General features: G+C 41.0%; 27 protein-coding genes, 1 tRNA gene and 1 other RNA gene. 9 read left to right on the forward strand and 20 right to left on the reverse strand.

The features are described from left to right. Window positions 1–28: 28 nt before the first annotated feature. Entirely contained in the window at window positions 29–1609 is a 1581-nt protein-coding gene (locus tag MKS91_RS02000; protein ID WP_258569169.1) for a hypothetical protein, read from the forward strand. Here the strand turns inward: MKS91_RS02000 and MKS91_RS02005 are convergent. Beyond that, the gene (locus tag MKS91_RS02005) at window positions 1606–1857 is read right to left on the reverse strand and encodes a hypothetical protein (protein WP_258569170.1); all 252 of its coding nucleotides are present in this window, start codon (window positions 1855–1857) and stop codon (window positions 1606–1608) included. The genes MKS91_RS02000 and MKS91_RS02005 overlap by 4 nt on opposite strands. An 83-nt stretch (window positions 1858–1940) precedes the next feature. Here MKS91_RS02005 and secA point away from each other — a divergent pair, with 83 nt between their 5' ends. From secA to MKS91_RS02020, 3 genes are read left to right on the forward strand one after another with little or no spacing between them, the layout of a single operon-like run. Next, complete coding sequence (gene secA, locus MKS91_RS02010; protein WP_258569171.1) at window positions 1941–4424, forward strand: preprotein translocase subunit SecA; 2484 nt, start codon at window positions 1941–1943, stop codon at window positions 4422–4424. Next, window positions 4417–4680: a DUF4389 domain-containing protein gene (locus tag MKS91_RS02015; protein WP_258569172.1), complete on the forward strand. Its 264-nt coding sequence runs from the start codon at window positions 4417–4419 to the stop codon at window positions 4678–4680. The genes secA and MKS91_RS02015 overlap by 8 nt, the downstream gene beginning before the upstream one ends. After that, on the forward strand, window positions 4670–5095 hold the full coding sequence (locus tag MKS91_RS02020) for an NUDIX domain-containing protein (RefSeq protein WP_258569173.1): 426 nt from the start codon (window positions 4670–4672) through the stop codon (window positions 5093–5095). Before MKS91_RS02015 ends, MKS91_RS02020 begins: the two co-directional genes overlap by 11 nt. Here MKS91_RS02020 and zapD read toward each other — a convergent pair. From zapD to MKS91_RS02075, 11 genes are all read right to left on the reverse strand, one after another. Continuing rightward, a complete protein-coding gene (gene zapD, locus MKS91_RS02025; protein WP_258569174.1) occupies window positions 5054–5803 on the reverse strand; it encodes a cell division protein ZapD in 750 nt (249 codons plus the stop codon). The two genes, MKS91_RS02020 and zapD, sit on opposite strands and share 42 nt — an antisense overlap. 79 nt (window positions 5804–5882) lie before the next feature. Further along, the gene (locus MKS91_RS02030; protein WP_258569175.1) at window positions 5883–6434 is read right to left on the reverse strand and encodes a hypothetical protein; all 552 of its coding nucleotides are present in this window, start codon (window positions 6432–6434) and stop codon (window positions 5883–5885) included. An 81-nt stretch (window positions 6435–6515) separates the two neighbouring features. Further along, on the reverse strand, window positions 6516–7883 hold the full coding sequence (locus tag MKS91_RS02035; protein WP_258569176.1) for an MATE family efflux transporter: 1368 nt from the start codon (window positions 7881–7883) through the stop codon (window positions 6516–6518). 61 nt (window positions 7884–7944) lie between these two features. Beyond that, window positions 7945–8526 (reverse strand): hypothetical protein, encoded by a 582-nt coding sequence (locus MKS91_RS02040; RefSeq protein ID WP_258569177.1) that lies wholly within the window; start codon window positions 8524–8526, stop codon window positions 7945–7947. 141 nt (window positions 8527–8667) lie between these two features. Next, window positions 8668–9534 carry a 2OG-Fe(II) oxygenase family protein gene (locus MKS91_RS02045; RefSeq protein ID WP_258569178.1) on the reverse strand — a complete coding sequence of 289 codons (867 nt, stop codon included), beginning with the start codon at window positions 9532–9534 and terminating at the stop codon, window positions 8668–8670. Between the two features lie 62 nt (window positions 9535–9596). Next, window positions 9597–10388, reverse strand: a complete 792-nt coding sequence (rsmA, locus tag MKS91_RS02050) for a 16S rRNA (adenine(1518)-N(6)/adenine(1519)-N(6))-dimethyltransferase RsmA (protein WP_258569179.1) — start codon at window positions 10386–10388, stop codon at window positions 9597–9599. 6 nt (window positions 10389–10394) lie between these two features. Continuing rightward, window positions 10395–11255 carry a peptidylprolyl isomerase gene (locus tag MKS91_RS02055; protein ID WP_258569180.1) on the reverse strand — a complete coding sequence of 287 codons (861 nt, stop codon included), beginning with the start codon at window positions 11253–11255 and terminating at the stop codon, window positions 10395–10397. Between the two features lie 101 nt (window positions 11256–11356). Then, on the reverse strand, window positions 11357–12289 hold the full coding sequence (locus MKS91_RS02060; RefSeq protein ID WP_258569181.1) for a hypothetical protein: 933 nt from the start codon (window positions 12287–12289) through the stop codon (window positions 11357–11359). Next, window positions 12289–12852 (reverse strand): pyridoxamine 5'-phosphate oxidase family protein, encoded by a 564-nt coding sequence (locus MKS91_RS02065; protein WP_258569182.1) that lies wholly within the window; start codon window positions 12850–12852, stop codon window positions 12289–12291. Before MKS91_RS02065 ends, MKS91_RS02060 begins: the two co-directional genes overlap by 1 nt. Beyond that, a complete protein-coding gene (locus MKS91_RS02070) occupies window positions 12827–13093 on the reverse strand; it encodes an RnfH family protein (RefSeq protein WP_258569183.1) in 267 nt (88 codons plus the stop codon). The genes MKS91_RS02065 and MKS91_RS02070 overlap by 26 nt, the downstream gene beginning before the upstream one ends. Then, window positions 13074–13505 (reverse strand): type II toxin-antitoxin system RatA family toxin, encoded by a 432-nt coding sequence (locus MKS91_RS02075; RefSeq protein ID WP_258569184.1) that lies wholly within the window; start codon window positions 13503–13505, stop codon window positions 13074–13076. The genes MKS91_RS02070 and MKS91_RS02075 overlap by 20 nt, the downstream gene beginning before the upstream one ends. Window positions 13506–13574: 69 nt before the next feature. Here MKS91_RS02075 and smpB point away from each other — a divergent pair, with 69 nt between their 5' ends. Both smpB and MKS91_RS02085 read left to right on the forward strand, forming a co-directional pair. Continuing rightward, window positions 13575–14042 carry an SsrA-binding protein SmpB gene (gene smpB / locus MKS91_RS02080; protein ID WP_258569185.1) on the forward strand — a complete coding sequence of 156 codons (468 nt, stop codon included), beginning with the start codon at window positions 13575–13577 and terminating at the stop codon, window positions 14040–14042. Next, window positions 14039–15109 (forward strand): AI-2E family transporter, encoded by a 1071-nt coding sequence (locus MKS91_RS02085; protein ID WP_258569186.1) that lies wholly within the window; start codon window positions 14039–14041, stop codon window positions 15107–15109. Before smpB ends, MKS91_RS02085 begins: the two co-directional genes overlap by 4 nt. Here MKS91_RS02085 and MKS91_RS02090 read toward each other — a convergent pair. The 5 genes from MKS91_RS02090 to MKS91_RS02110 all read right to left on the reverse strand — a co-directional run bounded on the left by MKS91_RS02090 (window position 15106) and on the right by MKS91_RS02110 (window position 20317). Then, window positions 15106–15441, reverse strand: a complete 336-nt coding sequence (locus tag MKS91_RS02090) for a histidine triad nucleotide-binding protein (RefSeq protein ID WP_258569187.1) — start codon at window positions 15439–15441, stop codon at window positions 15106–15108. The two genes, MKS91_RS02085 and MKS91_RS02090, sit on opposite strands and share 4 nt — an antisense overlap. Next, window positions 15441–15629, reverse strand: a complete 189-nt coding sequence (locus tag MKS91_RS02095) for a Trm112 family protein (RefSeq protein ID WP_258569188.1) — start codon at window positions 15627–15629, stop codon at window positions 15441–15443. Before MKS91_RS02095 ends, MKS91_RS02090 begins: the two co-directional genes overlap by 1 nt. Further along, window positions 15630–15994, reverse strand: a transfer-messenger RNA (tmRNA) gene (ssrA, locus tag MKS91_RS02100). It lies immediately after the preceding gene. 41 nt (window positions 15995–16035) lie between these two features. After that, a complete protein-coding gene (locus MKS91_RS02105; protein WP_258569189.1) occupies window positions 16036–17346 on the reverse strand; it encodes a hypothetical protein in 1311 nt (436 codons plus the stop codon). Continuing rightward, the gene (locus MKS91_RS02110; protein WP_258569190.1) at window positions 17321–20317 is read right to left on the reverse strand and encodes an FAD-dependent oxidoreductase; all 2997 of its coding nucleotides are present in this window, start codon (window positions 20315–20317) and stop codon (window positions 17321–17323) included. The genes MKS91_RS02105 and MKS91_RS02110 overlap by 26 nt, the downstream gene beginning before the upstream one ends. A 54-nt stretch (window positions 20318–20371) precedes the next feature. On the opposite strand from MKS91_RS02110, the gene MKS91_RS05365 reads away from it, so the two are divergent. After that, window positions 20372–20545, forward strand: a complete 174-nt coding sequence (locus MKS91_RS05365; RefSeq protein ID WP_425248421.1) for a CBU_0585 family protein — start codon at window positions 20372–20374, stop codon at window positions 20543–20545. Here the strand turns inward: MKS91_RS05365 and grxD are convergent. Both grxD and MKS91_RS02120 read right to left on the reverse strand, forming a co-directional pair. Then, a complete protein-coding gene (gene grxD / locus MKS91_RS02115) occupies window positions 20542–20850 on the reverse strand; it encodes a Grx4 family monothiol glutaredoxin (protein WP_258569191.1) in 309 nt (102 codons plus the stop codon). The two genes, MKS91_RS05365 and grxD, sit on opposite strands and share 4 nt — an antisense overlap. Beyond that, window positions 20847–21068 (reverse strand): BolA/IbaG family iron-sulfur metabolism protein, encoded by a 222-nt coding sequence (locus MKS91_RS02120; protein WP_258569192.1) that lies wholly within the window; start codon window positions 21066–21068, stop codon window positions 20847–20849. Before MKS91_RS02120 ends, grxD begins: the two co-directional genes overlap by 4 nt. 407 nt (window positions 21069–21475) lie before the next feature. On the opposite strand from MKS91_RS02120, the gene MKS91_RS02125 reads away from it, so the two are divergent. Beyond that, on the forward strand, window positions 21476–21655 hold the full coding sequence (locus MKS91_RS02125; protein WP_258569193.1) for a hypothetical protein: 180 nt from the start codon (window positions 21476–21478) through the stop codon (window positions 21653–21655). A 58-nt stretch (window positions 21656–21713) separates the two neighbouring features. Further along, window positions 21714–22037, forward strand: a complete 324-nt coding sequence (gene fdxA, locus MKS91_RS02130; RefSeq protein ID WP_258569194.1) for a ferredoxin FdxA — start codon at window positions 21714–21716, stop codon at window positions 22035–22037. Here the strand turns inward: fdxA and MKS91_RS02135 are convergent. Beyond that, window positions 22038–22111 (reverse strand) — tRNA-Arg (locus MKS91_RS02135).

Genomic DNA, 22111 nt, shown 5'->3' on the forward strand with positions numbered 1-22111 from the left:
AACCTCGTCAATGAAGGAGTAACAAATAATGGCAATTTTGGGCAGCATTAACGATTTTTTCATTTTATGGACACAACCCCCACATGAAAACAATACAGTCACTTATTCTCAAAGAGTTAACAAACTAAGATGGTTCTACCGACTCAATGCTTTTGAAGTTCTTTTAAATGCCTTTAAAGGAACCATGCTTAGATATTGGATGGTCATCATTCAAAAAGCAACGCAATCTATTTTCCAACTCCAGCAGGCGGGTGAATCTATTGCCATACCAATGATGGCTTTTATGACCTATTACCCTATTTATATTTTCGCAACTCTTGGACTTTGCCTGGTAACGTTTTTGGCACGGCAAACCAGGACAAAAGCATTTTATGAAGCGCACAATTTAACGTCTCTTATTAGTTATTGGGCAAATAATGTGCCAGACGAGCCTAATCTTAAAGAGTGGAAAGCATCTGTAACCGATGATAGTAATGGAGAAAATCTCATCAACATTCCTAAAGGATACTTCAATATTACTCAAAATCTACTGTTAGGACCATTAGAGCTCAGCATGTATTTGGTGCTGCTTGGCCCTGAAATATTGTTGTCATTAGCATTACTTTCTATTGTCTCAGGATATATCAAAGTACAAATCTCTGAAAAGATGTCTGCGGCTAGAGAAGGCATCAATACGGCCCTAGCAGGGTTAAATGACATTGAAAAATCACCCGCTCAAAGTAGTGATCCATTAAAAATTCAAGCCACAACTGATAAAGTCAAGGAGTACATAGGTTCGTTATACAAACAAAAAAGTTGGAATATTTATAATGACATTACCAGTAACCTTTCATCCGATGTATTCCAAATTATTTTAATTGGATTATCAACCTATTTTGTTGCTCTCGGGCGATTTGATTTGGCCATGGTGATGGTGCAGTCTAATACGGCACTTCTTGCCAGTGTCCGTATTAGAAAATACCTTGAGCTTATTGATAATTACAATAAGTTTAAGGACCAGGTAAACATCAAGAAAGTGGCATATGACAAATATACAACTTGCGAGTCTGTAGATCAGCTGGTAGCTTCGCTACCTGAGTATAACATGCATTGGCTACAACGCTGCCTAATGTACATGGCCTTTACGATCACAGTCTCGGGTGCATATTTGGGTATCAACCCGATAGCCTTTATACTCCCATACCTAACCACAAGTCTGCCTCATTTAACGCTCTATCAAATGGTGACCACAGCACTCACAACCTGGGGCCTTATTAGTATTTACAGCACTCACATCAAAACTGACGAGGTTGGGTCAGGCGCATTAAACACTGCTTTGGGGACGTTGCTATTTGCTTCTGCAGCTGGTTATGCGGTGACATTATGGCCAATGGTGCTAGCGTGTGTACCGATCGTCATGAACGCAATCCCCTTCTATTCGCTTGCCTCGGTGTGTTATTTAGGAGCAACATACATATTTGACCGAATCGCACTCAAACCACTTCTGTTTACCTTTGATCAAATTGGTATCTGGGCTTCTCAAGATATCGTTGAAATGGCTAAAATGCCTTGTACGGTATCCACAACGATTTATGAGTCGCTTCCTTCTTGGGGGAAAGTCAGCGCTTAATATTTATTGAGCACCACCTTGACTGGCTGATGATAATTTCGGAGTGCATCACGAATACCATAAAGCGCGTACGCACTTTTTAACTTCACCACATGATTGCCTTTGTAATAACCAATCGCCACAACTTCTTTTTGTTGTACTGCCGACAGTAGGGATAAAATCTCATGCTTACTGCCACCTTGAGACAAGCGCTCTTTTAATTTATTGAGTATGGGCAAGCCATTCATCATGTCTTTTATATGGTCCATCTAAACACCGGTTCACTGAGGCTAAGTATTGAAAAAAACTGCCAAACATGGTATGGTAAGAGCAAAATTTAGGTGACTCTCACATGCCCAGCTTTGGAAAAATATTAGCAAAAATATTCGGTACGCGCAATGATCGAATGCTTTCTTCATTACAGCCAACTGTTGCTGCAGTTGAATCTTATGAAGAAAAAATGAAAGCATTGAGTGATGAAGACCTCAAAGCATATACCCAACAGTTCAAATTACAATTGTCAGAAGGCAAAAACTTAGATGACATACTGCCTGAGGCTTTTGCGGTTGTCCGTGAGGCATCTGTTAGAGTTTTGGGAATGAAGCATTTCAAGGTGCAAGTGATTGGTGGCATTGCATTACATAAAGGTTGGATTTCAGAAGCGAAAACTGGAGAAGGGAAAACACTCATGGCAACCTTGCCATGTTATCTCAATGCCCTCACAGGAAAAGGCGTTCATGTTATCGTACCCAATGCGTATCTTGCTCAGCGTGATGCTGAAGAAATGGGTAAAATACACCAATTTCTGGGTTTAAGCGTTGCTGCTGTTACTGCCGACGACAGCTTTGAAGACAAAAAGACAGCGTATCAATCTGATATCGTCTATACCACCAACCATGCGATGGGCTTCGACTACTTAAGAGACAATATGCGCTCAAGTAATGAAAACAAACTAATCCCTGGCTTAAACTTTTGTATTGTCGATGAAGTTGACTCTATTCTTATTGATGATGCAAGAACTCCCTTAATCATTACAGGTCCATCTGACACCAGTTCAGAACTTTACGCTCATATCTATAAGCTGATTGACACCCTTTCTGTCAATACGGAACAAAGCCCTGGTGATGTTGAAGTTAATTTAAAAGACAAGCAAGTATTTTTGTCCGAACGTGGACAGGATGTGGTCCAAGAATCACTGACACATGACGGTCACATTTCAGAAGGATCCTCCCTTTTTGACCTTGAAAACACGACAATTTCACATTATATTAGTGCTTGTTTAAAAGGTAAATACCTTTTCCAGCTTGATGTGGAATATGTGATTGATGACGATCAAATAGTCATCATTGATGAAAGTACTGGCCGAAAAGCGACAGGAAGACGCTGGGGCAATGGCATCCACCAAGCAGTTGAAGCCAAAGAAGGCGTAGAGATCCGACCAGAAACGCAAACCTTAGCGTCTATTACATATCAAAACTTATTTAGGCAATATGCCAAGCTCTCAGGCATGACAGGTACTGCAGATACTGAAGCTACCGAGTTAAAAGACATTTATGGTCTTGATGTCTTGGTCATTCCACCGAATAAACCCCTAGCTAGAGTTGACTTATCTGATGTCGTTTACCTGACTCATAGTGAAAAAACTCATGCTATTGTAGAAGAAGTCAAGTCACGCCATGAAAACAAACAACCCATTCTCATCGGTACTGCTAGCATCGAATACTCTGAGCAACTATCTACGCACTTAAAGAAAGAAGGCATTCCCCACCAAGTATTGAATGCAAAATACCATGAAAAAGAAGCTCAAATTATTCTAGAAGCCGGAAGACTGGGTGCAGTGACTATCGCAACCAATATGGCAGGAAGAGGAACTGATATTGTTCTGGGGGGATGTCGTCTCACCAATAAAGAGTGGGAAGAAGAGCACGCAGCTGTCCTTAAAGCAGGCGGTTTACACGTTCTTGGCACAGAACGCCATGAGTCTCGAAGAATTGACAATCAGCTTCGTGGTCGCTCCGGTCGTCAAGGTGATGTTGGATCATCACAATTTTATCTATCATTTGATGATCGTTTAATCAAACGATTTGCATCTGAGAGCATCGTTAAGATGCTTAAAAAACTAGGCGAAGAGGATGAGCCAATTTCTGCACCCATTCTAACACGATCCATTGAAAATGCGCAAAAAAATGTTGAAAGCAAATACTATGATGCTCGGCGTGAAGTACTCAAACTTGACGATGTCGCGAATCACCAACGTCAAATTATCTATGACCAGCGGAACGAACTATTGGCTACAGAGTCAATCTCAGAAATCATTGAAGGCATGACTGCTTTTGCAGCACAAGCCCTATGCACACAGTTTCTAGGTGAAGAAGATGCGGCAACACAACGCAACCTCAAAGGGTTAACTCAAACACTAAACGATCAATATCACATTGAGGCTTCTTTTAGCAGCTCAGATTCTATTGCCATCACCCAAGAAAAGGTTAAAAAATCAATCCTAGATGCCTTGGCTAACAAATCAATACTTTATGGGGAAGAACGCTTTAAAGAGCTTGAGAAAAAAGCACTGCTATTTGTCTTAGACCAGTGCTGGAAGGAACATCTATCTGCTATGGATCATTTAAAGCAAGGTATTAATTTCCGTAGCTACGCACAAAAGAACCCAACGCATGAATATAAAAAAGATTCATTTGCACTCTTTGAGGCCATGCTTAGAAAAATTAAGACCCATACGTTGCAAAAGTTATGCCAGCTTCAAGTACCGAAGCCGGCCCCAGCGTATCGTGCCGGCGCCTACGCTATTCATATAAACCCTAGGAACGAACATGCCTAAGAACACTTCTAGCATTTTAATCCGAGTGTTTTTTTCATTACTGCTCATCTTCTTAGCCCCCATGCTTGGGGTGATTATTTTAATTGCCATCATTCAAACAACACTGACTCACTTATCACACCAACCAAACATGCACTTGCTTGATATCAGCAAATACATCATTAGCTATATTTGCCAAATTGTTGAATATCTCACCATGGTTAGCCATACACCGCCTTATCCATTCTCACCATGGAATAACCGATATGACCACTAAAATCACCCCTGTTGCTATTGGGCTCATTTTAAAAGAAGACAAGGTGTTGCTCGGTAAAAGAAACTCTGGCCACTTTTCGGGGTTCTGGGAATACCCTGGTGGCAAAATAGAGCCTTTTGAGACCTCATATGAGGCCTTATTAAGAGAGATGCATGAGGAACTTAGTATTCATATCACAGATGCCTCAGATATTCTACATATTAGAGACCAGCACCCTCTGAGCATTATTCACTTACAAGTTTGGTTAGTCCATGCCTTTCAAGGACAAATATTGGCCAATGAGCAACAAGATTTGCAGTGGGCCAACATTTCAGACCTAAGCATTATCAACATCATTCCTACGAATATTCCCATCACGCATTACTTAAGGCAGCTAAGAGCACACGGCCAACTGGATACGGTGCTCTCTAGCTAATTGCTCATGCTTATAAGCGCCTTCGCTCCATCGACCTTCGTACAATGTTAATACAAGCCACCGCCTAGCCACTGACAATACGGGGTAGATAATATGCGATGGCTGTGACACCCTCACAAGTGAGATATTCAACACCCCTGAATCACCTTCCTGCCTATATACACCAGACTGTACTGTCACATCCTGGTATACTCCTGTTGCTCGAATAGACCATAATATAATCTCAACAGACTGCCATGCTGCCGTTAAAAAATGCATCCAATAATGAATTTGAAGTTTAATCTCCTCTTCACTCTGAGCACACCAAGTCTCACAAGCTGGCGAATCATATAGGCACTCCTGCCGATAATAAAACTGTCGTAAAAAAGGGTCTACCAATAAAGGTGCTGCCAAAATTCTCGAAGCATGCGTCAACTTTTTAACCACATCATCACGTTTGAGCAGCGCTTGTTTAACATGACTATCATCTGATTTATCAAACTTGAGATTCTGGATTCTTTCCTCAAAATATGACAGCTCTTGTAATAATTTTATTTTAGTATCACTTCGAGCCAATAACTCCATTAACCTTAACACATAGGTTAATAACAACAATGCTTTATCAGCATTAATCCCTTGATCCAAACCTCTTTGCAAAAAAAGCCAATGCTTCTCAATAGTTAAACATAGGCTAACTGACTCATTAAATGACTTTTCCTGAATATGCATACCAATCCTTTGAAATAAACGTTACCTTCCGAAAATAGGATACTAAAAGATGACACTCAAACGAAGTACTATTTTTAAGTTAATAGACCTGACTTGCCAAAAGATACGTTTGTAATATTTGTTTAGCCACCCAATGAACATGATCTTCAGATATCGTATTATGAAAAATATCAGTAGCCTGTGACCGATAGTACTCCTGTTCTTCACCACTATTTAGTAATGCCTTCTTGGATGTGTCTGATATTTCGAGCGTATCAATATACCCTATATGAACCCCGTCACTGCAATCTACGGCAATAACACAATCAAAGCATATGTCTTTTATAACCTGGCAAACATCAAAAAAACTTGGGAACTCAACAATAACGCCACTATCCAACGACTGCTCTTTGACTCTATTAACCAACGCTTGGTTACAATATTGCGAATGAAACATTGGAATTGGCTCAATGATATGATGGTAATTGCCATCCAAACAACTTTGCCACACCTGATGATTCTGACTTAATACCGTATGCTCTCTAATACACGAGACCAACGACAAACGCTTTAGTCCAAGTAACACAAAATGCTTTGCTAAAAAACTTTTTCCCACATGGTATTTACCAATGATTGCTATTTTAATTCCCATACATAGCCTCAATACAATATCTACCCTAGTGTGGACAACCGTATCTTAGAATTCAATACCGTTGTTACTATTTTGTCTTAATTAATCTTGGAACATACTAGCGCGCCAGAAGTACTTTTGGGTAAGTAACGCTGTCAGCAGTGCCGCAAGACTAAATGACAATGCCAAGCCATACCAAAGCTCTAGTAAAGATAAAGCGTTCTGACTCACAAACCACAAGATTGGTAAAGGGAAAATAAGTGTTCTACTGGATTGGACAAAAAAGGCAAGCAATGGCTTTTGAATAGATTGAAACGCTACCGTACAAACACCTATCATATACTCAAGCACCGTGATATAAATAGCCAGTAGCATATATTGTAATGCGATAACTTTAATAGCTTCCATATTTGACTCAGGCAACAAAAACTCTGCCAGTACATATGCAAGAACCATGGTTATACCAACTACAACACTTCCCCACTGCAAACATAGTTTTAGCATATATTTGACTTTATCAAACTGCTTGAGAGCCAAATCATGCGTCAGGACAACCATGAGCGCCACAAAAACTCCCAGTATTGGAACAACAACCACCATCACGATTCGATATCCTAGTGAAAAACCAGAAATGGCCTCCAAACCGAAGTTGGCCACAACCTGCATCAAGACTAAAAAATAAGCGGGAACTAAAAGCTGTATTCCTGATGCTGGTAATGCATGCCTTAAGAACGAACTCATTATTGGTAAACGTACTTTAAATACTTGTGCTGATATGTCCTGCCACTGAACAACCTTAAAAATGACATATATTAATCCCATACATGAGACGATAATCTTTGATATGGCAATACCTACCAACCCAAGATTCAACCCAATGGGTAGCGTGACCTTAAATGGCCAGGAAAACATCACATATCCTGTGTTTAAAGCCATACATGGATGTGTAATCATTGTGGTGACTAACATCAGGGCCAGAGCATTTCGAATAATATTCGGCTTACCTAAAATCTGACAAACGGCGCAAAAAACCAACAAAAAGAACGTTGGCAAAAGTGCTCCCAAGACCCATAGTAAATACGGTTCAAGAATCGAATAATATGCCAGGATCTCATCACTAACCCAAACTTGGTGCAACCCAATGATGACCAAAGTACATAAACATAACGACACGACCAAAGCAACCATACATGCCTGAACAATCAATCGATTTAACCCTATAGCACCTTCCTTCTGATAAGTGGCAGAACCAACAATAGTCACGCCTTGATTAAAGCCAAAGCCTATAGCTATCATTAAATAAATAAGAGGATAGCAATAACCTAAAACCGCAAAGTCTTCTTCTGAAATAAGGCCTGCAATGATCACATCGGCAAAATCAATCAGCATTAGCATCATAAAACCCAATGCAATCGGTATCACAAGAGATAAAAGCCGCTTTCCTGGAGGTAAAGAAAAAACATCTGACACGGCGCTAACTTCCTTTTGAGTTATTCCAGTCTAACATACATATGTTAGCAATTGTACACTGTTATTTTCTAAGCATGAAACGAGAGAGCTCACTTCTTGTGATTAACCCCTCAGCAAATAATGCTGATTGCGCATACGGCCGAGACGTAAGCGCCACCCACGCTCTTTTTTCTAAAATATATTTTAAAACTTTCTCTTTATAGGTTGTATTTTTTCCTAAAGTTCTAGAAAATTTATAAACAATGAAATCGATAACACGATGAACTTCCTGAGCAAACATTCCCCCGATAGCCACCTTGTCACACAAAACAACCAAATCGCTAAAGCTTCCTTTCAAAACTGAGGCCTTTAAATCACTTAACTCATCAACCTTTGGGACAAACGTTGATGACGCCTCTAAAGTCGTTATGCACAATTTACGAAAATCATCTAAATGCTCCAAATCCATTTTATTTCTATATTCCAATAAATTTAAAAAATGAATCACTATCTCCTTGTCTTTTTTTTGAAACGTGGGCATCACTAAATCATCCGATACTGCTTCTAATTGCAGCACGCAATCTCTAACGAGATCACTCCCTTTTTCAAGTAATGTTATTAAAAATTCCCATGACTGGGTCGGGGTCAACTGTTTTTTTTTCACTAAACCCTCCAGTTTTAGCTATATCTTGCAAAGAATGTATGACAGTACCATGAAGATCCTTTTAGAAAAAGAACGGTTGAAGAACTTTTATTTCGAGATACTAAAATCATGCAAGCCCCCTGCTAGCAAACGCTCATTAGCCTAGGAAACCGTCATCTTGTTTGTTACCAAGCCATTTTCATTATAACGTTCTTCACGGTACGACTGTGCCGTGTGACGGGAGGATAGCCTCACCTCTGAACGTGGGTGGACAAAGAAAGGCATTGACATTCGTCCTTCCCTCGCCGCAGCACCCACTGGATTGACCACGCGGTGCGTTGTGGATTTAATAAAACCATTGGTACATTCAGCCAGCATATCACCAGCATTAATAATGATAGAGCCTGGGTCTGACCCAACATCTAACCAAGCACACTCTGCACTCAGCACCTGGAGTCCTTCAGCTGTTGCTGCAGGCAGTAATGTAATTAAGTTAATATCTTCATGTGCCGCTGCTCGCAATGCGCCTTCAGGCTCGTCACCTGTCAACGGTGGATAATGGATCAAACGCAATTTGGAATTATTAGAGCCAGTGATCATCCCTGTTAAGGGTTCTGATAGGCCATTCAGAATATCTGCTGGCAATCCATTTTCAATCCATTGTAATAACTGTTGTGCAATTGGGTTTAATTGCTGTACAAACTTTGAGGTTATACCTCTCAAGCCATCGGGACATCTACCAGCCTCAAGATAATGAAAAAATTCTTTTAGATCTTTCTTGTCATAACCTTTAGCCACTTCAGACACCGCCGTTGAAGCAAAACCATCCATTGTTGTTGGATTAAAGGGATAGTGAAACTTCTGATTGGAATGAAAAAATGCTTTCCAATGGGTGTAAACCTCATCAATCAATACCTGTTCCACTGGTACTGATTTTAAAATAGCAAAGCCTGTATGTGTTAACGATTGAACCAAATCTTTTCCTGCTGAAGGACTTTGATAATCAACGACTAGAATCTTCCCTGACATACAATTGTTTCCGGTATAACTTCCTTATTATAATCTGCCTAAAGAAACAGTACAATATCTGTTTATTCACTATCGGCTAAGAAAAACCCTTTCTTCTGCAATAATGCCAACATTTTCAATATACTGTCAATATCAATCTCTGCTGGACGAATACTTGACTCCAAACCCAAATCCTGCCAATCTTTTTCCTCAAGATAAGGCTTAAAGCGCTGCCTAAGCATTTTTCTTTGCTGAGCAAACAAGAACTTCACAAACTCTGATAAACTTTTATGAGAGACCCACTGTCGCTGTTTAGGCTTCAACCGAACAACCTGAGACATTACCTTTGGCGGTGGCGAAAAGGCTTCTGGGGGAACCACCTGCAAACCTTCAACCTCAAAATAATACTGCAACATCACCGATATTCTACCATAGCCACGGCTACCTACGGGGGCAACAATCCTATCAACAACCTCCTTCTGCAGCAAAAATACCATACTAACAATATTTTCACGCCACTCAATCAGTTTAAACAATAAAGGCGTTGAAATCTCATATGGCAAATTGCCAACGACGCTTAAAGGTGCCTGGATATCCAGCTCTGAGAAGTCACACATCATAACATCTTGCAGTATATAAGAAAAATTTGAATGTTTCTTGACTAACTTATCTAATGTGGGCACCAAGCGCTGATCAATCTCAACAGCATGGATTTGCATATCGGTCTCTAATAAATATCGCGTCAATGCCCCTTGTCCTGGCCCAATTTCAATGCAGCGCTTAGGACGTTCATCAAGTATGGCATGACATATAGCAGTTAATACCTGCTCACTATTCAGAAAATGTTGCCCAAATTTTTTTCTTGTTCTAAACATGCCAGACTATTTATAAATAACCACAGAATGTGCTTCAAGCTGCTCAAACCACTTTTCTAACTCAATTTGATATTTTTGATGTACAATAGGCCCTTGAATGCTTTGCTCAGCTGGCATCTCAGGGTCTGTTTGACCTTCAAACCAAATCAAGTGAATACCATACTCTGATTGAATAGGACCCACCAAGTTCCCAGGAGCCACATCTTCAATCGCCTTTAAGAAAATCTCAGGAAGCTCTCCTGCCTTGCGCCAAGGAATGTCATGAACTTGCCCCACCTCGGGATCCTTGCCTGTTTCTGCCCACTGATGCTTGAGTGCCAATACTGACTGCTCATCAACCGCTTCATCAAAACCCACAGTCCAAGACTTCAATTTATATATCGTATTATCTAACATATATTGGGACTTGGCATGTGCAATTTCATCCTCGCTCACTGAAATGTTTGGCATGACCACAATACTGGCTATCTTCTGTTGAAGCGCAGTCACCAATACATATGACTTAAGCCAGTCAGCATCAACGCCCAACTCTGCTGCAACCTCTGGCCACTCATCAAGCGATTTATTTTTTTGAGCCACCATATGCTTTATACTGCTTAACTCTTCTTCGGCTGTTAATTCAATATTATTTCTCCGAGCAAAATCCTTTAAAAGCACATTCAGTGCCATTAAACGAGAAACATGTTTCTGAAATGCTGGATCAGCAGTATACGCGGAATCTCCAAATACAATCGCATAATTATCAACAGCGTCTTTTAACTCTGTTTCAGTGATAATATCACCATTCGCTACGATGGCTATTTTGTCTGATAATGCTATTGAAAAACAACTAAAAATACTTAAAAACATCATCAACAACTTCTTCATAGGTCCCTCACTTTATTTAGATATTACAACAGCTTAAAATAAATCTATTCGAAATAATTGTAGCAAATACAACCTTCCAATACAAGCCCAAAGGATACATATTAAATCCCGCCACTTAATAAGGCTTGCCTGTCATCCTCAACGCCATTAATGCAAAAATCCGTTTCCATCACAATACCCGCAGGCGCATTCATTTCTGCCTCCTGCACTAACGCCTCCACAATGGTTGGCATCAAAACAGGACGGCTACTCGCCACCGCTTCTTCTGGTAATTGAGCAACGACCGGCACTTCATCATGAAAGGATCTATAATTTCTTGGTTGAATCGGTTTCATCTCACGATAATCACACTGATGCAAATGCAATTCTGTATATAATTTGTTTGAGACATCGATAAGATCAACACGATTTATTCTGTCGAGATGCGCCTGCTTTAAAGCATGGATCTTTTGTTCATCGTCAGAAGGTGAATGACAGCAACAACATAACCAATCCACGAATCTTCCGCCTGACACAGAGTCCAGAATTCTTTGATAATAGTACTCTACCAGCCCTTTAATTGCTGAAATATAGTGTCGATGAGCCAACTCAAAGTTAGCTTGATTTTTCTTAAAATTTTTACGACCTCTGGCATCATCAGGCTCTTTTAAAAAAAATGAGTACATCACCAATCGAGCCTCTTGCTTCTGTAGCATATTGAAATGACCAACAACAGTATCGACCAAACCCTTTGCGTGCCTCATCACCTCACCCCAGGTAGGATATAAGCTAAGCCTCAATACATACTCAAACGCGCCAATATAGCGTATTGCAGCCGGCAAAAATTTCAACCCAAGAGATTGGAAAAATACCTGACGCCAATCAGAAAGCTCCTGCCCTGCCAACCAACCTTTAGAATCATCATAAAACTTCAAAACATCCTCAGGCCCTGTTTCAGCATCCATTTCTTTTCCGAGCAACTGCAAGATGTTAACACGACAACCTTCAATGACTGCATCTCTACTATCCAAATATCGCTCATGAATAGCCTGCATTATGCCTGAACCTCTTTCACCAACCAGCCTCCTTGATTGATGTATTGAAAGCGCTGATGCCCTTTATATTGAAGCCTTAAAAGATCTATCATATCTATCTGCACATAACACACCACAAATGCATCCAAACCAACCAAAGGATCCGCCTTCAAATTCTCTCTTAGCCGCTCCTGGGATAAAGGCTCACCATCCCTATCTATACCAGGTGCTGGATATTGGTAGCACAATTTACTGGAGTCTTTCATCGTGTGCCAAATTCTTTTTGCTTCTTCATCACCATGGTGCATCACAACAGTACCTTTTATTCGTATCTGCTCTTTTTCCAACCTATCGTAACCCAATAAAGATACTCGAGGATTCTTTATTATTGCCGCAATTTTTGGCGAGCCATGATGGGCATGAAAACGTACAGTAGCACTCTCAATACCCTGGAGAACAACTGAGCAGCATTCAACCTGCTGTGATTGATATGCCAAACTCAATACATGATAGGCATGAGAACGGCTATTCGCTGCCTCAAGCAATATACTCCAAATGTCATTTATTGTTTGATCTTCTTTCAAGCAAGCGCCTCCTCTTCTCTTTAGGGTCAACGAGTAGCGGTGGATACAGCGCTATTCTATCACCTTCATTCAGGAGATAGTCGCCAGCAACCAACTTGCCATTAACCCCCACATAAGATTCAATAAACTCAAGCTCTAATATCCTTAGAGCCTCAGCAACTGTTACCAGACCTACCTGTAAACCACAAATACACCCTGTATGACCATCATACCACGCCACTTCAACGTACTGACAACTCATCAGCCCTCCGACAAAATATATTTACCATATCACCCGCAACAAAATCAAATATTTTACCAAAAGTGTAGGCCACAAACATATCATTAAAAGCATACTCAATATCTAGTGAAACCAAAGATCCTTCTTCACTTTCCTGAAATAACCACTGACCATATAAATGAGAAAAATCCCCTTTCTTTAAAACAATGTCAATACGATGGTTTGGCCAGAGGGTGTTAACTGTGATCAAATCCCTTGAAATAAATCCTTGAGAAAACGTTAGGCGGCACAGCTTCTTCTCACTGCCTTCCTGCAATACCTCGCTCTTTGTGCAAAAAGGAATAAATAATCTGTAGGCTTCTGTATCATTCACTGCCTCATATAGCAATTCCACAGTGTGTTTAGAATAAACCTGCTTTGATAACTTTTTCATAAATCCTTTGTTCTTGCCATTAAACACCTAATTAGTGTAACATACGTCATTTAAGTTAGCTAAGTCAACATGAAAAAATCCATAAAAACCTTTGCCACAAATCGAAAAGCCTCCTTTCTTTACGCTCTTGAAACCCGCTATGAAGCAGGACTGGTGCTGCAAGGTTGGGAAGTTGTCGCCATCCGACAAGGACAGATCAATCTGGCCAATAGCTACATCAGCATTAAAAATAGTGAAGCGTACCTAATCAGCGCACATATAACACCCTTAAAAACGTGCACCAGTGAAACAGCATCACCAGAGCGGCCCAGAAAGCTTTTGCTTAACCGTAGAGAACTTAGTAAACTAACTGGAGCTACTGCTCAAAAAGGAATGTCCATCGTGCCACTGCGTTTGTATCTAAAATCAGGCAAATTAAAACTGGAAATCGCACTTGCCAAAGGTAAGAAAAATTATGACAAAAAACAAAGCCTAAAGGAGAAAGACATTCAAAGGGAGCAGCTTAGATCATTGAAAGACTTTAGGAGAAATGAATGAAAACTCAAAACAAGTTATTCACCATACTTTGGTTTAGCTTAGCTTGTATTGCCACCCTCGGCACCGTTCTCTATGCCTTAAAAGGCCACCTAATTCCTGTCATTGGTGCAACAGTATTCATTTATTTGACCCAACCCATCCAGAACTTACTCAAAAACTCCGGCTTATCTAACCGTAGTTCTGCACTCATTATTTCATTAACACTGTTTGCAATCATCTGTTTTGTGTTACTACAAGGACTACCTATCTTAGCATCTGACCTGACTTGGATTATCAAACAGCTGCCTTCTAGCATTGAAACTACCTATAATCATATTAATACACTATTAGAGCCTTATGACATTCAAATAAGCGGCAGTGACCTTCCCTCAATTGTAAAGCAAACGCTTTCCAACAAAGACATTAATGCACTACAAAGCATACCCTCCATTGTTAGCTCAACAATACGTCGATTTATTGATGTGGTGCTATTCTTCACAAGCTTTCTATTCTTACCACTATTTTTCTTCTTCGCACTTCAGCATGGTGACTACATCATTGATGCACTTCTATCCGTCGTCCCACCAATAATTCGTAAAGATACCGCAGAGTTTCTAACTATTGTACACCAAACAATGTCTGCTTGGATCGCCGGCTATGGGAGCATCATAATTTTCTTATGTATTCTCTACTCTATAGGATTCCTAGTTCTAAGCATTCCTTATGCCATTACTTTAGGCATTATCACCGGCTTGCTCTATATTATTCCCGCAGTAGGGCCGCTGATTGCTCTTGTCCTCACAAGCACAATCACCATTGCAACTTATGGATTAAATGCTTGGCATATTGTACAAGTCATCCTACTATTCTCAACGCTACAAATCATCGAGGGCTTTATACTGTCTCCATTCTTTATTGGCAACAAACTGGGATTAAACCTTCCCCTGCTACTGTTTTCTATTCTCGTTGGTGGTGGGCTATTCGGAGGCGCAGGTATTGTTCTCTCTGTACCCATTGCTTCAATCATTAAGAAAGTCATTCTACTAATGAAACAAAAGCAATCTTCTGACTGGATCTATGACAATTAACCAGGAGGCCAGCTAAAACCTCTTCCTCCAAGCAAATGTACATGTAAGTGATAGACACTCTGGCAAGCATCAGGGCCATTGTTAATCACAACACGATAACCAGTCTCCAAGCTTAATTGTTTTGCGACCTTATTCGCAACCAGCATCAGGCGCCCTAGCAACGCCTCATCTTCCAAATCAGCATCCTCTAACATTTTAAGTGGCTTCCTTGGCACAACCAATACATGAATTGGTGCCTGGGGGTTTTGATCATAAAAAGCCACACAAGATTCATCCTCGTGCAAAAACTCTACTGGTATCTCACCATCAATGATTTTTTGGAAAACAGACATTACTTCTCCTCTATCAAGCACTCTCTTGCTTGGTCATACCTAAGGACCGGCACACCATCTCGAATTGGATAAGCCATCTGTGATAACTGGCAGTATAGCTCACCTGATGGCTCTAAAAACTGTAAGGCTCCCCCAGTCAAGGGACACACCAAATGCCGAAGCATTTCTTTATTAAACTCTATCATCATTTGGAGGCGGCGGGAGTCGAACCCGCGTCCGCCCATACTCCACTTCAAGCTCTACATGTTTAGAACTACTGTTTCTTTAACCCAAGTAACATCAGTAGCCACACACTACTTGAGCGATCTCTAAGTGTTAAGTTACCAAGATGAGAAACCCTGACAACCGGTCCTACCTAAATATGACTCCTAAATAAAAAGGGATAGGCACCCTTTTAATAGAAGGTAATTAAGCAGCTAGTGCTGCTTGCTTACTAAATGCTTTTGATTTGTTTGCATTTATTTTAAGTTACTGAATTTTTTTACGAGAATATCAGTATGACTCGACATGCACAATCAGCTTCGCTATAAACGTCGAAACCAAATTCGCCCCCTAACAGGATTACCTTATAGTACCACGAAAATACTAATGATGTCAAAATCGTAAACTGTCTATAACACTGCCGCCTGGCATCAGCTGCTCTTCTACCCCAGTTTTAGGTTTTTTGGGATAGCAGCACAAATATTTCATTTTGATTTTCAAAAACAACAATTCATAACGGCCAACATTAGCCTCTTTCACCGCCGGCAATGCATTATGCAACGCCAACCTTAAAAACTTTTTTTCATAAAACTCTAAAGGTTCCTGCATAATTGAGCACACAAGATTATTGGCTTCCAAGGCCAGAACCTCCTTGAGCTCATCTTGCTGGGCCACTTTTTGCAACCAAGAGATATGGTGCGACTCAAACTTCCGTCGGTACTTCCATAACACATATCTCAATAAATCCCTCATGCACAGTTTTAAACTTTTAAAATCATAATAACGTGCCGGGCGCCACAAAACACCATACTTTAAAACCAAATCTCGACGGAAGTTTTCTCCTGACTGACCCGTTCCTATTGCTGTGAGCATATCAAAACTCCTCATACCCCCACCCTCATCAGGCAGTCGATCATTATCCTCAACGATCAAATAACGAAATTTCTCAACCTCTTTTCCCTGACTTACCAGTGGCATTAACCCTTCCAGAATGGCTGAATGATTTGCACCATTACGCAACTGAGATGATACGTCAATAGTTCTATTGTAACGCGGACTCCTGGCAAGCTTCACAAGACGCTTCATGAACATAAGATACGCCTTATATAATAACCACTCAGTGGCCAATGCCCGCTCATATGACTGCTCCATATCTCTGTATAACACAACCATTTTATGGAACCATAGCCAATCAAACAAACATTTAATGCCATCATTTTGGTACTTCAAACTTCTTTGAGCAATCCTAACCCACTCACTGGGCAAGACACACCAATCATGCTTCATACACATCTCTTTAATGAGCCGCACTGCTGGCTCATTAGATACCGTTACCGCATAAAGCAACGCAGGTCCTATGCCGGCAGGCCTATAGCTTCCACTACATGCCTTGTCTCCTCTACCCTCTCTAGGAATTCTACGATGTAATTTGGCTCGATGGTCTGGCATATGTAACAACCGACACTCAGAACATTGAAACAGCTTTTCATGATAAGATCTTAACAATGACGCTACCTTAGATTCCTTTGTTTCCCAAGGTGCAGGGGACTGCAACAACCCACCCCACTCCTGCAGAAACCAATCAGAGAATTGTATCTCAAGGTCATCAGCTTCCTCAGACTCAAATTGATCATATTCCTCCGCTATCTCACCTGCCCTTATTGCATCAGATCCACCACTAAACAACCGTGTCAATCCCATCATAATACTGCTCTCCTTGTTGGTGTTTATGCTTTGTCCAATTACGGTATAGTGCCGCTCTATCCGCCTGAATCACCTGCTTGGATATAAGGTGCCCCACATCAATCAACTCGATAGGCTGGTTTTGCCAAGAGCATGCATAGACAGCTTTCAATGCCGTGCCATCATCAGCAACCTGCCATTGGATACACTGACCACATATTCCCTTCAAACCACACATCATCGGCCCATCAACAACCGCACTCACAGATTTTGCTGCTAAGTTTAGTGTTTGATAATATTGTAGCATTGCCCCTTGCACACAAAAATAGATATCTTGAGATGAGTTAACATCTTCTAATAGTGCCTCTGTTACTTTAATGACTGAAAAACGATCTCCTAATTTTTGATCAATCTCAGTATCAGCATATAGGACCACACGCTTTCCTTGAGCGGTCAAAGCATAAGCTATTGCACATGCCCAAATCATACCCATTTTATCCGCCACAACCAACACGTTGTCTGAACATTTTTTGGCCACAAGACGCGTACCAATAGGGCCTTGAATGCCCATAACCCTCCCCGTCAATAGCGCTTGAGCATGGTCTACCAAAACCCACGCCTCCGTTGGTGTCACCACCACAGCATTCACAATGGATTGGGTTTGATCTGGCGTATAAACCACCAATTTGAGATAACTGCCAATAGGAAGATTGCGCTCGCTGGAAATATTGATGATCATGATATCACCGCTCTGTTTGATACCCATCGCACGAATACCAATCGTATCATGAATTTTTTGCACACAGAGCTCATGACCCGAGACCAAAGAGGCCACCATAGACTGTGTGTCTTTTGCAGACGCAAGAGCACCAACAACACTTCCTTGATACTCTGGATGCAAATCTCCTAAAATCGTCACATAATTGGGAAAGACCTCTGACTCAGCCGTTGCATGTCCAGACCTTTTGTAATAGCCACCTTCAGTCTGTAAATCTGATCTATGCTCATAAAAATATGACACATTCGGTTTTGACCCTGTTGCAAACAGTACCGTTGCTGCGGGCAAAGCAGACTCTTTGTCCTCAATGCGACACAGCAAATTTGAAACATACCCACTTTTATCTGTTATTGCTCGTTCTACATGGCAATGCTCGATATAGTGAACGCCTTGCTCAAGTGCTTTTGTTAATTCAATATGGTTTGTACGATAAGCTGGGCTCTCTTGCATACTGCGACGGTACAACACGCTAACACCACCACAAGCATCAATAAATTCTTTTATTTTTTCTGGCTGACCCAATCTCCGGTACTCACGAACCTTGCGGCCATGCTCTAACCAAACCAACACTTTTTCCGCTCTATATTCATCCATACCATGGCAAAGTAGGTCGTTATTGACCTGGTCGAACCAAAAAGCCACTTGCTCAACCCAGCGGATATAATACACCAATGCTTCTGTAGCCGCATCAATGGCCGTCAGCCCACCTCCAACCACCCTGATGGGCAAGCTCATTCCCCACTGTAACGTTTGATGCATCACGCCGGTGGTTTGAAGATGCATTAAAAACTCATTGGCAAACATCATCCCTGGATGTTTTTGGACAGGGTGTGCTTGCGGCAGACCCGCACCAGTTGCCAACACAACCTGTGAGAACCCAAGTTCCTGTAATCGGGTTAAGGTTAATGCACCACCAAAACGCGTATTCCCCTGCATGGAAAACCTGGGAAACCGGTATAACAAAACCCATAATAATGCTAACAAACGCTTGTCCCATCGCGCCGTGACACCATAGTCCATCACGCCACCCAGCCCAAGAGGGACGCCCTCCATAAATGCTTTTGCCCAAGGATAAAAATCTTTTATAGGAGATGATATGTCTCCTTTTTCTGCCCTAATGGGCAAACCATCAAATGCAAAAACTTGTGCCCCTTTTCTAAGAAGGTAATAACTCATGGCAGCGCCTGCAGGGCCCATACCAATAACAGCAGCATTACCACCAAACTTATGCGTTAGCATATAATCTTTTTGCTGTAATGGGTTCCACCTTGCAAGCAATAAATATATTTCAGCACCGTATGGTAAAGATAACACCATAGAAAGGGTATTGGACTCAACACTGGGCGTATCCACAGGATCAAACTTTTGATAAATACACGCAGCCATACAGTCATTACAGATTCTATCTCCCGTTAAAATACATAAAGGGTTGTCTATCATGGTCATCGCCAAACTTGCAATGATCGATTTCTTTTTTCGCAATACATGCATCTGGGAGATCTTCTGCCCCAAAGGGCAACCTGTCAATGCTTTCCCCAAAGGATTGATTTTGTACGTTTGGGTACGTCGATCTATCAAACCTTTTGAGCAGCTGTCATTGTCCTTAAAATGGCAATCAATACAATAGTTGACTTGGCGCTCTATTTTCCCTGCGTCTAATGTCGCGCCAGTAAACGTGTAATCCGTTCGAAGCACTGGCGATTTTACTGTGACCAAATGCTCAAACACCATCTTTTTTGGAATATTAAAAATTTGCCAGTGTATAAATGGCTCTGATTGCGTTATCCAGACATACTGACACCATTCAGATAACGCCGCTTTTGAAAACTTCTTTAACAGCCCATTGATGCACACTACTTCATCATTGAGTGTTTTTGCATAGTCATGCACTGAATTGGCAATAATATTTTCAGGCGCTGTTCTCAGTTTACGAATCGCAGGCTTTGATATTTCCTGATAAAAATATTCACAAACATCATAATAGTGCAGCTTTTGCTGTAACTGATCGTATGCTTCATGAACACCAAATTGCGCTACAAGAAAATCATTTAAGGCTTCAGACAATGCTAATATCTTGTCATCACCAAGGGAGGTACCAGCACGAAACTGCAATAGCAATGCCGCTAAAGGGCTCTCTAAGCTCGTCAAGAAACACTGGTCAACCTCTTGGGTATGTTTTAACTCTGTTAATTGTGCACGAGTCAACTTCATCATTTACAAGACCCTAGATACTGATATACTAGAATCAGTCAAGCAGGATTCCTGACCATGTTTCATTTTTTTAAACGCAATCTTCGTCATTACTATGTTAGCCCTCTAGATCTTGCTTTAAGTTCGCTCAGAAAAAAACGCCCACAAACACCCTCACAAAAGTATGAATCGGAAAAGCACCTAAAAGTTATGCAATTGAGAGACAAACCAGCCAAAAACACCAATTATTAAGCTTGAACAATTAATGCTTCAGCCAACTCACCAGCCTCATCCATCTCACGCATGATATCCACACCACCCATGAATTCACCTTGAACGTATAACTGAGGAAATGTTGGCCAATCACTAAAATCTTTAAGCCCTTGACGCAACTCAGGGTTTAAGAGAATATTTTCCCCATGAAATGCCACCTGATGTTTTCTAAGTAACGCAACAGCATGAGCAGAAAATCCACATTGAGGCGTATCAGCACTGCCTTTCATAAACAACACGACCTGATGTGATTCAATCATCGCCTTTATTGTTTCATTAATCATATCTCTTCTCCACTACTGACTTTTAACGTAACTGCATGCAATGATCCTGAATCGATCCAAGGCTCTAGCAACTTTTTAACATAACGCTGACGCTGCAATCTTGACATACCACTAAAAAATGGCGATGTCACAGCAATAGAGACACGGGAACCCCCTCCATCAAATAATATCTCACTATCGGGAATTTCTCGTTTTAACAATTCAATAATTTCATTCATAGCACTTCTCTTTCTAACACATACTACAACCTCGCTATCCTAGCGTCAATAGCTGACATGCTTTAGCCATAGCTACACCTCTTCAGCTACTTACCTTTTTATACCTACGGCATCTGTGCGTCTTTTGCGTCATTTTCCACAGCCCTTAAAGATGGCCGCTCTGGCATTAAAACCTTGGCATGTTCCGGAAGACTTCCTTTGATCGTCTTCTTGGTATTTCGTGGGCCACGGTGCACTGGCTGCCTTTGCATAAGACTTAAAATAAATATCTAAAATATATTTAGTATGGCTGTGATAAAAATCTATTTTTTCATTGTATCAACACTGCTAGCGACTCACTCAAAATAATCTGTCATCTCTTAAAAACGTGCTAAAAAGTGCATACGAATAACAACTGGGATAACAATATGAGTAATAATAACAATAACAACATGCCATCAAGCGCGCCACCGCTGAGCAAGGAGGCCTTGATAAGAAAAGAGATTGAGGAACAGCAAAAACTAATACCTGAACCAAACCTAACCAGTGATCGTGATTCGCATGATGACTCAGAGCAAGAAATTTCAACACCTTCTTCTAAGCGCTAAACTTGTAGATTCAGAGAGACAATGATATCCTTTCTGCAATCATAAAGGACGATCATGCATGACTTTTGTTGTGACTGAAAAATGTATTAAATGTAAATTGACTGACTGCGTTGAAGCCTGTCCTGTAGATTGCTTTCATGAAGGTCCGAATATGCTCGTTATCAACCCAGATGAGTGTATTGATTGCAACTTATGCGTATCACAATGCCCCATTGATGCCATCTTTGAAGAAGACAATCTACCAAACGACCAGAGACATATGATTGAGCACAATGCCAAATACGCTCAACACTGGCCTATTCTAGATTACCAAAAAGAACCTCTTGATGACTCTGACTCATGGATAGATGCACCCAATAAAATGCAATACTTTGAAGAATAACGCGCCTGGAGGGATTCGAACCCCCGGCCACCTGGTTCGAAGCCAGGTGCTCTATCCAGCTGAGCTACAGGCGC

The sequence above is a fragment of the Candidatus Synchoanobacter obligatus genome (genome assembly GCF_024259865.1).
Lineage (GTDB): Bacteria > Pseudomonadota > Gammaproteobacteria > Comchoanobacterales > Comchoanobacteraceae > Synchoanobacter > Synchoanobacter obligatus.